This is a genomic window from Micromonospora foliorum (assembly GCF_022229015.1).
Taxonomy (GTDB): domain Bacteria; phylum Actinomycetota; class Actinomycetes; order Mycobacteriales; family Micromonosporaceae; genus Micromonospora; species Micromonospora foliorum.
In genome coordinates this window covers 14,587-28,168 of the sequence record NZ_JAKKFF010000061.1, presented here as the reverse complement: position 1 = coordinate 28,168, position 13,582 = coordinate 14,587, and the positions used below count along the sequence as shown (strand labels likewise).

Sequence of the window (13,582 nt, the reverse complement as noted above, 5' to 3'; positions counted from 1 at the left end):
TGCACCCGGGCGGCGATCTCCGCGCCGACGCCCGCGAAGCCGGGCGCCTCCTGGATCACCACGCACCGGCCGGTACGCCGGACCGAGGCGGTGATGGTGGCGTCGTCGAACGGCACGATCGTGCGCACGTCGACGACCTCCAGGTCCCACCCCTCCTCCCGGGCGGCCTCGGCGGCCTCCAGCGCGACCGGCACGGCCGGCCCGTACGCCACCAGGGTGGCGTCACGTCCGGGCCGGCGCACGACGGCCCGGCCGAACGGCTCGGTACGGGTCGGCAGGGACGCCTCGTCGCTGGCGAAGTAGAGCTTCTTGGGCTCCATGAAGACCACCGGGTCGGGGTCCTCGATCGCCTCGCGCAGCAGCGAGTACGCGTCGTCGACGGTCGCCGGGGTGACCACCTTCAGCCCGGGGGTGTGCGCGTAGTACGCCTCGGACGAGTCGCAGTGGTGCTCGACTCCGCCGATCCCGCCCGCGTACGGCACGCGGATGACGATGGGCACGCTCAGCGCGCCCCGGGTGCGGTTGCGCAGCTTCGCCACGTGCGAGGCGATCTGCTCGAACGCCGGGTACGCGAACGCGTCGAACTGCATCTCGACCACCGGGCGCAGGCCGGACATGGCCATACCGACGGCGAAGCCGACGATGCCGGCCTCGGCGAGGGGGGTGTCGAAGCAGCGGTTCTCGCCGAAGCGGGCCTGGAGGCCGTCGGTGATCCGGAAGACGCCACCGAGCGCGCCGACGTCCTCACCGAAGACGACGACCCGGTCGTCGGCGGCGAGCGCGTCGGCGAGCGCCGCGTTGAGCGCCTTCGCCATGGTGGTGGCCATCAGGCGTCGCCCTCCTCGGCGTGGGCGGCGGCCAGCTCGGCGCGGACCTGCTCACGTTGTTCGATCAGTTGCGGGGTGGGCTCGGCGTAGACGTGGTCGAAGAGGCTCAGCGGGTCGACCGTGGGCTGCTCGTTCATCCGGGTCCGCAGGTCCGCCGCGTACGCCTCGGCCTGGTCGGCGATCTCGGCGATCGCCGCGTCGTCGAGCACACCGCGGGCGCGCAGGTAGGTCTCCAGCCGGGCGACCGGGTCCCGGTCCCGCCAGGCGTCGACCTCGGCGCCGTCGCGGTAGCGACTGGCGTCGTCGGCGTTGGTGTGCGGCTCCATCCGGTAGGTGTGCGCCTCGACCAGGAACGGCCCCTTGCCGGCCCGGGCGTGGGCGACCGCGCGGGTGAGGACGGCCAGCACCGCGACCGGGTCGTTGCCGTCGACCTGCTCGCTGGGTACGCCGTAGCCGACGCCCTTGTAGGCCAGCGACGGCGCGGCGGTCTGCCGCGAGAGCGGGACGCTGATCGCGTACCTGTTGTTCTGCACGAAGTAGACCACCGGCGCCTTGAACACGGCGGCGAAGTTGATCCCCTCGTGGAAGTCGCCCTCGCTGGTGGCGCCGTCGCCGATGAAGGCCAGCGCCACGGTGTCACGGCCCTGGTACGCCTCGCCGTGCGCGAGCCCGGCGGCGTGCACGCACTGGGTGGCGAGGGGGGTGCACTGCGGTGCGGTGCGTACCTCGGTCGGGTCGTAGCCGCAGTGCCAGTCGCCGCGCAGCAGGGTGAGCACCTCGACCGGGTCGATGCCCCGGGCAACCAGCGCCATCGACTCACGGTAGGTGGGGAAGACCCAGTCGGTGTCGCGGACTGCGAGCACCGCGCCGACCTGGCACGCCTCCTGGCCCCGGGAGGACGGGTAGACGGCGAGCCGGCCCTGCTTGGTCAGGGCGGTCGCCTGGGTGTCGAAGCGGCGGCCGAGCACCATCCGGCGGTACAGCTCGCGCAACACCTCGGCCGGTGGTTCGGGGTAGTCGGCGCGGGCGGGCAGCGGCGTGCCGTTCTCGGCGAGCAGGCGGACCGGCTCGGCGTCCGGTAGCAACGAGCGCGCCGGGTCGGGCGGGGTGACCGTTCGACGGGTGCGCGGGGATGCCCTGCGGACCGCCTGGGGAGTGGTCGTCACGGCGGAACCTCCTGGGACGTGTGGTGAGCCTATGCTTCCGCTTGCGGATGATTGACTCAAGATCGACACGGAAGGCGGGACGGTTGGCATGCGGAGGGCCGGTCAGTGAGCCAGGAGACCGCCGACGAAGCAGGTCGGGGCGCGGGATCGGGACGATCGGCCCGGTCCCTGGACGAGGTCGACCGCCGGATCATCGACGAGCTGGTCCGCGACGGTCGGACCTCGGTGCGCACCCTCGCCGAACGGATCCACATCTCCCGCACCAACGCGTACGCGCGGGTGGAACGGTTGCTCCGCGACGGGGTGATCACCGGGTTCCGTGCCCAGGTGGCGCCCGAGGCGGCCGGGCTGGGCACGTCGGCGTACATCGCCCTGACCATCGAGCAGAACACCTGGCGGGAGGTGTCGGCCGAGCTGGCCCGGGTGCGCTACATCGAGCACGCCGCGCTGCTCGGCGGTGACCACGACGTGCTCGCGCTGGTGCGCGCGCCGGACAACGCCGCCCTGCGCGACGTGGTGCTGGGCCGGGTGCAGAGCATTCCCGGGGTGCTGTCCACCCGCACCTGGCTGGTCTTCGAGGAGTTCGACGGGGCCGGCAGCCCCTGGGCGTGACGGCGGCGGGTCAGCGCTCCGGCGGGGCTTCCAGCCCGTCGCGGTCGGCCAGCTCCAGCAGCGGTTCCAGCGAGTGCCGGTCACCGTCCAGGCCGGCGTGCGGGTCGCCACGCTCGGCGAACCGGGCCGGCATGCTGAGCACGTCGAAGTCCTCCGGGCGGACCTGGTCCAGCTCCGACCAGTCCAGCGGCGCGGAGACCAGCGCGGCCGGCGTCGGCCGGATCGAGTACGCCGAGGTCACCGTGTGGTCCCGGGCCATCTGGTTGTAGTCGACGAAGACCGGCCGGTCCCGCTGCTCGCGCCACCAGGTGGTGGTGACCAGGTCCGGCAGCCGGCGCTGCATCTCCCGGCCCAGGGCGAGCACCGCCCGACGGCAGTCACCGAAGCTCCACCGCGGCTCGATCGACAGGTAGACGTGCAGGCCCCGACCGCCCGTGGTCTTCGGGTAGCCGGTCATGCCCAGCTCGGCGAGGAACGCCCGCACCTCGTGCGCCACCGGCACCACCTGCTCGAAGCCGACGCCGGGCATCGGGTCCAGGTCGATGCGCAGCTGGTCGGGGCGTTCCACGTCGGCGGCGGTGACCGGCCACGGGTGGAACCGCAGGGTGCCCAGGTTGGCCGCCCAGATGACCACGGCCAGCTCGCTCGGCGCGACCTCGTCGGCGGTACGGCCACTGGGGAAGGTGATGTGCGCGGTCCGCACCCACTCGGGCGCGCCCGCCGGCAGCCGCTTCTGGTAGAACGCGTCGCCCCGGTTGGTCTGCCGGGTGGCGATCGTCGCGCCCTCGAAGACCCCACGGGGCCAACGTTCCAGCATGGTCGGCCGGTCCCGCAGCGCGCGCAGGATGCCGTCACCCACCGCCAGGAAGTAGCGGACCACGTCCAGCTTGGTCAGCCCACGCTCGGGAAAGTACGGCTTGTCGGGGCTGGAGATGCGGACCAGCCGCTCCCCCACCTTGATTTCCTCCGCCGCGGCCACGCCCCCGAGGGTACGACCTGCGCCCACGCCGCACGTCCACCGAGCGGACATCGGCATGGCGGATCACCGGACACGGTTACCGTCGGCGGCGCCCGGGTAGGGGGGCCGCATGGCGGAACTGGCAACCCTCTGGATCGTCCGGCACGGCGAGAGCACCGCGAACGTCGCGGCAACGCAGGCCGAGGCCGCCGGCGCGGAGCTGATCGACCTCACCCACCGCGACGCCGACGTGCCGCTCTCCGCGACCGGCGAGGACCAGGCTCGGGCGACCGGCCGTTGGCTGGCCGAACTGCCGGAGGCGAAGCGCCCGGATGTGGCGGTGGTGTCGCCGTACCTGCGCGCGGTGCAGACCTCCCGGCTGGCGCTGGCCGGCACCGACATTCCGGTCCACCGCGACGAGCGGCTGCGCGACCGGGAGCTGGGCATCCTCGACGGGCTGACCGGGTACGGGGTGCGGCGGCGCTACCCGGACGAGGCCGACCGTCGGGAGCGGTTGGGCAAGTTCTACTACCGGCCGCCGGGCGGGGAGTCGTGGACGGACGTGGCGTTGCGGCTGCGGACGCTGCTGGGCGACCTGCGCCGTGACCACGAGGGTTGCCGGGTGCTGCTCTTCGGCCACGACGCGCTGGTCTTCCTGCTTCGCTATCTGGTGGAGGGGTTGACCGAGGACGAGCTGATGGCGCTCACCCGCCAGGACGTGATCGCCAACTGTTCGATCACCGAGTGGTCGGCGGACGGCGAGGAGCGACTGGCGCTCACCGCCTTCAACCACGTCGAGCACCTGCGGCAGCAGGGCGCCCAGCCCACCAGGGAGGACGAGATCCATGCCGAGCCGGTCTGAGGTGAAGGTGATCACTCCGGCGTTGCTGCGGGACTGGGCGCTGCCGGTGCCGGCCGGCGGGAAGGAGAGCCGGGGCACCGTGCTGGTGGTCGGTGGTTCCCGCTTCACGCCGGGCGCGGTGCTGCTCGCCGGGGTGGCCGCGTTGCGCGCCGGCGCCGGGGTGCTCCAGCTCGCCGCCGCCGAGTCCACCGCCGCCGCGCTGAGCATCCAGGTGCCCGAGGCGCTGGTGGTCGGACTGCCGGAGACCACCGACGGCGCGGTCGCCGCCGACCGGAACGGGCAGCTCGGCGACCTGGTCGCGCAGGCCGACGTGGTGGCGGTCGGCCCCGGCCTGAAGGCGATCGACGAGACCCACCGGCTGCTGGGCCTGGTCCTGGAGGCGGCCCGTCCGGAGACGGCGCTGGTGCTCGACGCATACGCCCTCGGTGCGCTCAGCCACGCACCGGACCTGCTGGTCGGCTCGGGTCGGCCCGTGGTGCTCACCCCCAACGTCACCGAGGCCGGGCACCTGCTCGGGCGGGACCCGGGCGACGACCTGGACGCCGAGGCGGCCGAGGTGGCCGTCCGGTACGAGGCGGTCGTGTCGCTGTACGGGCACGTGGCCGCCCCGGACGGGCGGGGTTGGCGGGAGGAGAGCGGGGACGCCGGGCTGGGCACGTCCGGCAGCGGGGACGTGCTCGCCGGGTTGCTGGCGGGGCTGCTGTCCCGGGGCGCCGACCCGGCGCAGGCGGCCTGCTGGGGCTCCTTCGCGCACTCGGTGAGCGGTCAGCGGCTGATCCCCCGCTACGGCCGGATCGGCTTTCTGGCTCGGGAGTTGCTCGACGAGATCCCCCGCACGTTGGCCATGGTCTGAGCCGGTTTCACCTGTTTCCGCATCCGGCGTGGGGGTACCGGAACTCCACCAGCCGAGACTTTTCAGGGAGGTCATACCGGTGTCGACCGATGCCATCGTCCTGCTCAAAGAGGACCACAAGGAAATGCGCCGCCTGTTCAAGGCCTTCCAGGACGCCGAGGAGGGGCCGGCGAGCCAGCGGCAGAAGCTGGTGGACCAGATCCTGGAGGCACTGACGGTGCACACCTATCTGGAGAACGAGGTGATGTACCCGGAGATCCGCCGGCTGCTGCCCGACCTGGAGGACGACATTCTCGAGTCGTACGAGGAACACCACGTCGCCGACGTGCTCTGCGCCGAGCTGGCCAGCATGGACGCCGACGACGAGCGGTTCAACGCCAAGACGACCGTGCTGATCGAGAACGTCACCCACCACGTCGAGGAGGAAGAGCAGGAGTGGTTCCCCAAGGTCCGCGACGCGCTGGGCCGCAAGCAGCTCCAGGAGATCGGCGAGAAGATGATCGCGCTGCGCGCGGACGCGCCGCGTACCCCCACCGCGCCGAAGGCGATCAAGAAGGCGCTCGATGCGGTGACGGCCTGAGGCGCCCGCTCACACCGAAGGGCCCGGCGTCGTGCCGGGCCCTTCGTCGTGCACCACGGGTCAGCTGCCCGATCCCGGCTCGGCCATCCGGCGGTGCTGCTCGGACTTGAGTTTGTCCGGAATGATCTTGCCGGCCGCAGTCTGCACCTTGTTCATCAGAGAGCCGGCGGTAATCGTCTGAGCACCCCTCATCATCGCCTCGAAGCCCTGCTCGGCGACCTTCGCCGGGTCGTCCTTCTTGCCCGAGCCCACCCGGGTGTCCTCCATGTCGGCCCGGTCGAAGAACTCCGTGTCGGTAGGCCCGGGCATCAGCGAGGTCACCGTGACGCCGGTGTCCTTCAACTCGTTGCGCAGCGCCTCGGCGAACGACTGCACGAACGACTTCGACGCGTTGTAGACCGCCTGGAACGGCCCCGGCATGGTGGAGGCGATCGACGAGGTGAAGAGGACCCGGCCCGTCCCCCGCTCGACCATCCCGGGCAGCAGCTTCTTCGCCAGGTGCACCGTCGAGCGCACGTTGAGGTCGACGATCTCCAACTCGTCAGCGAGGTCGGTGCCGCCGACGAAGGCACCACCGGCACCGCGACCGGCGTTGAGCGCCAGCGCGTCCAGCGGCCGTCCGGTCGCAGTGACGGCGGCCACCAGCTCCGTCACGCCCTGCTCACGGGCCAGGTCGGCGCGGACCGACCAGATCTGCGGACCGCCGTCGCGGCGCAGCTTCTGTGCCGCCAGCTCGATGCCGTCGTCCTCGGCGGCGATCACCAGGTCGAAGCCGTGCTCGACGAACTGCGCCGCCAGCTCGTACCCGATCCCGCTGGAGGCCCCGGTCACCAGGGCGAGCGGCCGGGTGGAGGTGGGTGTGGTCATGTTCTCGACTCCTTCTGTGCGAACCCTGGCCGCACCCTTGACGGTGCGGTGGTCACCTACCGTGTGCCCCGCGACGCACCGCCCAATCACGTCGGCGGGGTCGCCTCCCGGAGGGCGGCCCGAACGGCCGGTTCCGGCCCGGTAGGATCGGCCCGGGCCGTTACTGGCGCGTGGGGATGGAGAACCATCGGGGAGCGGCCTCGTCACGTGGACGTTTGCCGAGCGCCTGGGCCTTCCCGCACGTCTGTTGGAGGTCGCATGTCCCGCAACGCCGAGTCCACCGCATTCCGGAGTGCCCTTGAGGTGATCCGGGCTGTCGAGCCGCGGGTCGCCGACGCCATCGGCGCCGAGCTGACCGACCAACGGGAGTCGCTCAAGCTGATCGCCAGCGAGAACTACGCCTCCCCGGCGACCCTGCTGGCCATGGGCAACTGGTTCAGCGACAAGTACGCCGAGGGCACCGTCGGCCGCCGCTTCTACGCCGGCTGCCAGAACGTCGACACCGTCGAGGCGCTCGCCGCCGAGCACGCCCGGGAGCTGTTCGGCGCCGCGCACGCGTACGTGCAGCCGCACTCGGGCATCGACGCCAACCTGGTCGCCTTCTGGGCGGTGCTGGCCGACCGGGTGGAGTCTCCCGCCCTGAAGAAGGCCCAGGTCCGTCAGGTCAACGACCTCACCGAGGCCGACTGGTTCGCGCTGCGCCGCGAGCTGGGCAACCAGCGGATGCTCGGCATGTCGCTGGACGCCGGCGGCCACCTCACCCACGGTTTCCGGCCGAACATCTCCGGCAAGATGTTCGACCAGCGCAGCTACGGCACCGACCCGGCGACCGGCCTGATCGACTACGACCGGGTGGCCGAGGCCGCCCGCGAGTTCAAGCCGCTGATCCTGGTGGGCGGCTACTCGGCGTACCCCCGGAAGGTGAACTTCCGGATCCTGCGCGAGATCGCCGACTCGGTCGGCGCCACCTTCATGGTCGACATGGCGCACTTCGCGGGCCTGGTGGCCGGCAAGGTGTTCACCGGCGACTTCGACCCGGTGCCGCACGCGCACATCGTCACGACCACCACGCACAAGTCGTTGCGCGGCCCGCGCGGCGGCATGGTGCTCTGCCAGCCGGAGCTGGCCGACCAGGTGGACCGGGGCTGCCCGATGGTGCTCGGCGGTCCGCTGCCGCACGTGATGGCCGCCAAGGCGGTCGCGCTCGCCGAGGCTCGCCGGCCCGACTTCGCCGACTACGCCCAGCGGATCGTCGACAACGCCAACGCGCTCGCCGAGGGGCTGCTGCGCCGGGGCGCGACGCTTGTCACCGGCGGCACCGACAACCACCTGGTGCTGATCGACGTGTCCGGCTACGGGCTCACCGGCCGCCAGGCCGAGCAGGCCCTCCTCGACTCGGGGATCGTCACCAACCGCAACTCGGTCCCGCAGGACCCGAACGGCGCCTGGTACACGTCCGGCATCCGGATCGGCACCCCGGCGCTGACCACCCGGGGCCTCGGCACCGCCGAGATGGACCAGACCGCCGAGCTGATCCACACCGTGCTGACCCAGACCACCGCCGGCGCCAACGCCGACGGCACCCCGTCAAAGGCGAAGTACGCCCTGGACGCCGGCCTGGCCGACAAGGTCGCCCGCCAGGCCACCGACCTGCTGGCCACGTACCCCCTCTACCCCGGCATCGACCTGAGCTAGCCCCCGACCGCGTCGATCATGGAGTTGCGGTGCCCGATCCGGGCTGGTGCACGACTTTCGTCCACCACCACAACCCCATGATCGACGCGGGGGCACGGCCGTCAGGCCATCGGGCGCTTCAGGTGGTAGCGGTGGACCTCGGTGCTGCCCTGGACGTTGTTGACGTCCTCGGCCGCGGAGACCAGCTCCCACCCCTCCCGGCCGGCGCGGTTGAGGTGCGCGATGGCGGTGTCGCCGTAGGCGGTGATGTCCTTGCGAGACCCGTCCGGCGCGTACCAGACGAACGAGACGTGAAAATTGCGGCCCTGTCCCTGATAGCGGCGGACGAGCAGGGCGTACTCCCAGGCAACCATGCGGCTTATTATGACCGTCCACCCAGGACGGCGGCACGCGGGTCGTCGCGCATTGCCATCCCGTGAACGCGGTGTGTCAACCCGCCCGGCGGGTCAGCTCGTCGGTGATCAGCGCCGCGAGGCGATCCAGCCCGACGTCGATCTGCTCCGGCGTGACCGCGCTGACCGACAACCGCAACGCGCGAACCGGCGCGGTGTCGTCGTAGAAGTGCGCCATCGGCGTCCACAGCACCCCGTAGTCGCGCGCCGAGCGGTCCAGCAACGCGTCGTCGACCGGGAACGGCACGGTCACCACCACGAAGAACCCGCCGGCCGGCACCGTCCAGCGCACCGCCGCCGGGCGGTCCGGCCGATCCGGCTGGTCGGGCTGGTCCGACTGGTCCGGCAGGGCCGGGAAGCGCCGGGTAAGGCCGGCCACCAGGTGGCGCAGGTTCCGGGTGTACGCGGACCGCTCCCGGGTGTTCGCGGCCACCAGGCTGCATCCGTGCTCCAGCAGCCGGCCGCCGATCACCGCCTGGGCGATCGGCGACGTGTTCACCGTGACCATGCTCTTGATCATGGCGAGCTGGTCGGCGAGCGGGCCGACCTGCCCGCCCGGCCCGGCCACCCGCTGGTCGGCGACCACGTAGCCGACCCGCGCGCCGGGGAGCACGGTCTTGGCGAACGAGCCGAGGTAGACGACCCGTCGTCCGGTGTCCAACGCCTTGAGGGTGGGCGGGCGCGGCCCGTCGTCGAGGTGGAACAGGCCGTACGGGTTGTCCTCCAGCAGCAGCAGATCCTCCTGCGCCGCCAGGTCCAGTAGCCGCCGCCGGTGGGCCGTGTCGATGCTGACCCCGGAGGGGTTGGCGAAGTCCGGCATCACGTAGCAGGCGCGCGGCCGCAGCCCCGCCGCCCGTGCGCCGCGTACCTGAGCGGCCAGGTCGGCCAGATCGACCCCGGACGACCCGCCGGCGACCGGCCACACCGGCAGGTCCACCAGCCGGGCCGCCCCGGTCAGCCCGACGTAGGTCGGGGCGACCGCGAGCAGTACATCCGTCGGCCCGGCCCGCAACGCGCGCAGCACCAGGAACATCGCCTCCTGGCAACCGACGGTCACCACGAGGTCCTCCGGGTCGACGGTGATCCCCTCGTCGACCGCGAGGTTACGGGCGATCAGGTGGTGCACGATGCCCTTCGTCCGGCCGTACTGGAGCAGCAGCCGCCGGGCCTGCTCGGGTCCGTGCCCCAGGTCGTCGACAAGGTGCCGGTGGAAGGTGTCCAGGTGCCGGTGCACCGCCGCGAGGTCGAAGAACTCCTCGTACGGCCGGCCGGCCGCGAGGGACACCGCCGCCGGGTAGCGCTCGGACACCTCGTTGAGGAAGTTCATCGAGGTCAGCGCCGGATCACCAAGCGCGGGGTGCAGGTCGGCGACGCTCAGGTCGACCGGTTCGGCGGCGCTCACCCCTCAACCCACCCCGAGGGTGCGCAGCTCGCCGGCCGCCGCCACGTCGGCGCAGCCGGCCAGGGTGAGCGCGTCGGTCAACTCGGCGACGAGCAGGCCCAGCGCGTCCCGGGCCCCCGGTTCGCCACCGGCGGCCAGCGCCCAGAGCAGCGGCCGGCCGACCAGCACCCCGGCCGCACCCAACGCCAGCGCCCGCAGCACGTCGGTGCCGCCCCGGATGCCGCTGTCCAGCAGCACCTGGCAGCCGTCCCCGACCGCGTCGACGACCTCCGGCAGCATGGTGACGCTCGCCGGGGAGCCGTCCAGCTGCCGCCCGCCGTGGTTGGAGACGACCACCGCGTCCGCGCCGACGCGTACCGCCTCGGTCGCGTCGCGAGGGTCCAGCAACCCCTTGACCACCAGCGGCAGGTCAACCTGCTCACGCAGCCACGCCAGGTCCGCCCAGCGCAGCGCCGGCGCGAACGACGCGGCGGTGTGCGCGGCGATCGCGGACACCCCGGGGGCACCGGAGTGCGCCAGCGCGTCACGACCGTCGGGGAGGTTCGCGGCGACCACCTCGGCCGGCAGCCGGAACGCGTTGCGCAGGTCCCGGGGACGTCGACCGAGCACCGGGACGTCCACGGTGACCACCAGCGCCCGGCACCCGGCCGCGACGACCCGGTCCAGCAGGTCGCGGACGAGCGCTCGGTCGCGCAGCCAGTAGAGCTGGAACCAGACGTCCGCCCCCGTGCGGGTGACCTGTTCGATGGGGGTGCTGCCCAGCGTGCTCGCCAGGTACGGGATCCCGGCCGCGCCGGCCGCCGCCGCCAGACCCAGCTCCCCGTCCGGGTGCACCAACCGCTGGTACGCCATCGGCGCCACGCCGACCGGCATGGCGTACCGACGGCCGAGCAGGTCGGTGCCGAGGTCGACGCTGTCCACCCCGCGCAGCACCCGGGGCAGCACCGCGACCCGGTCCAGCGCGTGACGGTTCGCGGCGAGGGTCACCTCGGACGCGCTGCCGCCGGCCAGGTAGTCCCACACGTCCGGCGGCAGCACCGCCCGGGCCCGCTCGGCGTAGTCGGCGAGCGACACGGCCGGCAGGTCGGCCAGCACCCGCTCACCCATCGCCCAGGCCCGTCGCGCCAGCCGGCTCGGCCGGCTCCTCCGCCTCGCCCCGAGGGGCGGCGTCGTCCACCTCGCCGGGCTCGGCCGGCAGCCCGAAGTGCTCGCGGAGGAAGGCCGCCGCGCTGTCCTGCGCCCGCCGCCCGTCGGTGAAGGTTCCCGGCATGGCGAAGAACCCGTGGATCATGCCCGGGTAGTGCTCCAGCCGGGTGGACACGCCGGCGTCGCGCAGCCGCTCCGCGTACCGCTGCCCCTCGGCGCACAGGGGGTCCAGTTCGGCGGTGATCACCAGCGCCGGCGGCAACCCGGACAGGTCGTCGGCGAGCAGTGGCGAGGCCAGCGGATCCCGGGCGTGCGCCGGGTCGGAGAGGTAGTGCGTCCGGTACCAGGCGACCGAACGGCGGTTGAACAACGCCGGGTCGTCGTCGCCGGCCGGGTCGCCGCTCTGGTCGGTGTTCGGGTAGACCAGCAGCTGCGCGGCGAGCGGGGGCCCGTCCGTACGGCTGAGCAGGGTGACCGCGGCGGCCAGGTTCCCGCCGGCGCTGTCCCCACCCACCGCCAGCCGGGTCGGGTCCACGCCCAGCTCGTCGGCGTGCCCGGCGACCCACGAGGTGGCGGCGTGGCAGTCCTGCACCGCCGCCGGGAAGGGGTGTTCCGGGGCGAGGCGGTAGCCGACGGTGATCACCTGACAGGGCACGGCGTTGGCCAGGCGTCGGCAGATGCCGTCGGCGGTGTCGATGCTGCCGAGCGTCCAGCCGCCGCCGAAGAAGTACAGCAGGGTGAGCAGCGGACCCGACCCGGTCGGCCGGTACACCCGCAGCGGCAGCTCCCCGGCGGGACCGGCGATCCGCTCGTCGCGTACCTCGGCGACCTGCTCGACCGCGCCGGCGCCGGCGCGGATCGCGGCCAGGTCCGCGGCGCGCGCCTCGGAGAGGGTCTGCGCGTACAGCGGCGGGGCGCCGGCCGCGGCACGGGCCGCACGGTACGCCGCAACCTCCGGGTGCAGGGCCATGTCGCTCCTATCCACAGGTGCTGACCAGCAACGTGTCGATGCCGCGCAGGAACAGGCTGCCGCTGTACGTCGGTGTCTCGGTGACCGTCAGCGCGGGGAACCGGGCGAACAGCCGGGGCAGCGCGAGGCGACCCTCCAACCGCGACACCGCCGCGCCGAGGCAGAAGTGCAGACCCACCCCGAAGGCCAGCGACGGAGGGCCGGGACGGGTCGGGTCGAAGTCGTCCGGGGCCGGGAAACGGGCCGGGTCCCGGTTGGCCGCCGCGATCATGATCAGCACATTGGCGTCGCTGGCGACCGGCACGCCGTTCAGCACGGTGTCGGCCGGCGCGGCGCGGGCCAGGAAGTGCACGGGGCTGGCCAACCGCAGCACCTCGTCGACGCAGCCCTGCGCCAGCGTGGCGTCGGTGGGCAGCGCCGCGACGGTCTGCGGGTGGGCCAGCAGCAACGGCAGCCCGTTGCTGAACATGTAGACGGTGGTGACGAAGCTGGCGTTGAACAGCACGATCAGGTTGCTGACCAGCTCATCCTCGGTCAGCTCCACCTCCCCGGAGTCGAGCGCCTCGACCAACGCGCTGAGCAGGTCGTCCCCGGGCACCCGGCGGCGGTGCCCGAGCAACTCCCGGTAGAAGGCCCGCAACTCCTGGGCGGCGGTGTTGGCCGCGGCCAGCCGCTGCGGGGTCTTCCCCGCCACGTCCAGGAACTCGTCGATCCACTCCACCCGCTCGCGGTACCACGCCAGGTCGGCGGCCGGGATGCCGATGAACTCGGCCATCACCAGGGCCGGAGTCGGGTACGCGAAGTCGGCCACGAAGTCGACCGCGCCGTCCCCGGCGTCCGCCATCCGGTCCAGCAGCTCGTCGACCACCCGCAGGATCACCGGTTCCAACGCGCCGAGCCGGCGCGGTGTGAAGGTGCGGGAGAAGACCTGCCGCATCCGGGTGTGGTCGGGCGGGTTGACGAACATCATCGAGGTCTGGAAGGTCCGCAGGATCTCCTGCTCCTCCCAGCCCGGCGGCGGTTTCTTCGTCCACTCCGGATCGCGCAGCAGCCCGTCGACGAGGTCGTAGCCGACCGCGACCGCGACCACCGTAGGGTGCTCGGCGCGCGCCGGCACCGCGCTGATCGGGCCGAGCCGGTGCAGGTCCGCGTACCACGGGTACGGGTCCTGTCTGCCCTGTTCGCTGTACAGGCCGGTGAGGATCTCCTGCACGTCCACGGCCCACTCCTCCCCACCGATGTCGGTGGCCGG

At 72.7% G+C, this 13,582-nt stretch carries 13 protein-coding genes, 1 pseudogene and 1 riboswitch; of the genes and pseudogenes, 5 read left to right on the top strand and 9 right to left on the bottom strand.

Annotated features, from left to right (window positions below):
* Both PSH25_RS05450 and pdhA read right to left on the bottom strand, forming a co-directional pair.
* The coding region (locus tag PSH25_RS05450) for an alpha-ketoacid dehydrogenase subunit beta (RefSeq protein ID WP_238657963.1) at window positions 1-830 on the bottom strand (830 nt) is incomplete at its 3' end.
* Window positions 827-1,993 (bottom strand): pyruvate dehydrogenase (acetyl-transferring) E1 component subunit alpha, encoded by a 1,167-nt coding sequence (pdhA, locus tag PSH25_RS05445; protein WP_372492726.1) that lies wholly within the window; start codon window positions 1,991-1,993, stop codon window positions 827-829. The genes PSH25_RS05450 and pdhA, both read right to left, overlap by 4 nt.
* A gap of 105 nt (window positions 1,994-2,098) precedes the next feature.
* Here pdhA and PSH25_RS05440 point away from each other — a divergent pair, with 105 nt between their 5' ends.
* Window positions 2,099-2,605 (top strand): Lrp/AsnC family transcriptional regulator, encoded by a 507-nt coding sequence (locus PSH25_RS05440; RefSeq protein ID WP_372492725.1) that lies wholly within the window; start codon window positions 2,099-2,101, stop codon window positions 2,603-2,605.
* Window positions 2,606-2,615: 10 nt separating this feature from the next.
* On the opposite strand, the gene PSH25_RS05435 is transcribed toward PSH25_RS05440, so the two are convergent.
* A complete protein-coding gene (locus PSH25_RS05435) occupies window positions 2,616-3,584 on the bottom strand; it encodes a DNA polymerase domain-containing protein (protein ID WP_238657959.1) in 969 nt (322 codons plus the stop codon).
* A gap of 109 nt (window positions 3,585-3,693) precedes the next feature.
* Here PSH25_RS05435 and PSH25_RS05430 point away from each other — a divergent pair, with 109 nt between their 5' ends.
* From PSH25_RS05430 to PSH25_RS05420, 3 genes are all read left to right on the top strand, one after another.
* Complete coding sequence (locus PSH25_RS05430; protein ID WP_238657958.1) at window positions 3,694-4,425, top strand: histidine phosphatase family protein; 732 nt, start codon at window positions 3,694-3,696, stop codon at window positions 4,423-4,425.
* Complete coding sequence (locus tag PSH25_RS05425; protein WP_238657957.1) at window positions 4,409-5,278, top strand: NAD(P)H-hydrate dehydratase; 870 nt, start codon at window positions 4,409-4,411, stop codon at window positions 5,276-5,278. The genes PSH25_RS05430 and PSH25_RS05425 overlap by 17 nt, the downstream gene beginning before the upstream one ends.
* Before the next feature lie 79 nt (window positions 5,279-5,357).
* On the top strand, window positions 5,358-5,858 hold the full coding sequence (locus PSH25_RS05420; RefSeq protein ID WP_238657956.1) for a hemerythrin domain-containing protein: 501 nt from the start codon (window positions 5,358-5,360) through the stop codon (window positions 5,856-5,858).
* Between the two features lie 60 nt (window positions 5,859-5,918).
* Here PSH25_RS05420 and PSH25_RS05415 read toward each other — a convergent pair whose 3' ends face one another.
* Window positions 5,919-6,725 (bottom strand): SDR family NAD(P)-dependent oxidoreductase, encoded by an 807-nt coding sequence (locus PSH25_RS05415; protein ID WP_238657955.1) that lies wholly within the window; start codon window positions 6,723-6,725, stop codon window positions 5,919-5,921.
* A gap of 149 nt (window positions 6,726-6,874) precedes the next feature.
* Window positions 6,875-6,964, top strand: a riboswitch (ZMP/ZTP riboswitch).
* A 19-nt stretch (window positions 6,965-6,983) separates the two neighbouring features.
* Between PSH25_RS05415 and PSH25_RS05410 the strand changes: the two genes are divergently transcribed.
* Complete coding sequence (locus tag PSH25_RS05410) at window positions 6,984-8,420, top strand: glycine hydroxymethyltransferase (protein ID WP_238657954.1); 1,437 nt, start codon at window positions 6,984-6,986, stop codon at window positions 8,418-8,420.
* A 101-nt stretch (window positions 8,421-8,521) separates the two neighbouring features.
* On the opposite strand, the gene PSH25_RS05405 is transcribed toward PSH25_RS05410, so the two are convergent.
* From PSH25_RS05405 to PSH25_RS05385, 5 genes and pseudogenes are all read right to left on the bottom strand, one after another.
* Entirely contained in the window at window positions 8,522-8,782 is a 261-nt protein-coding gene (locus PSH25_RS05405) for a hypothetical protein (RefSeq protein WP_091397680.1), read from the bottom strand.
* Window positions 8,783-8,849: 67 nt separating this feature from the next.
* On the bottom strand, window positions 8,850-10,214 hold the full coding sequence (locus PSH25_RS05400; protein ID WP_238657953.1) for an aminotransferase-like domain-containing protein: 1,365 nt from the start codon (window positions 10,212-10,214) through the stop codon (window positions 8,850-8,852).
* A gap of 3 nt (window positions 10,215-10,217) precedes the next feature.
* Window positions 10,218-11,321, bottom strand: coding sequence for an alpha-hydroxy acid oxidase (locus PSH25_RS05395; protein WP_238657952.1), 1,104 nt, complete (start codon window positions 11,319-11,321; stop codon window positions 10,218-10,220).
* A 94-nt stretch (window positions 11,322-11,415) separates the two neighbouring features.
* Window positions 11,416-12,330 (bottom strand): annotated as a pseudogene (lipP1, locus tag PSH25_RS05390) (LipP1 family hormone-sensitive lipase); the annotation flags it as partial.
* A 7-nt stretch (window positions 12,331-12,337) separates the two neighbouring features.
* Window positions 12,338-13,549 (bottom strand): cytochrome P450, encoded by a 1,212-nt coding sequence (locus PSH25_RS05385; protein WP_238657951.1) that lies wholly within the window; start codon window positions 13,547-13,549, stop codon window positions 12,338-12,340.
* Between the last annotated feature and the right edge of the window lie 33 nt (window positions 13,550-13,582).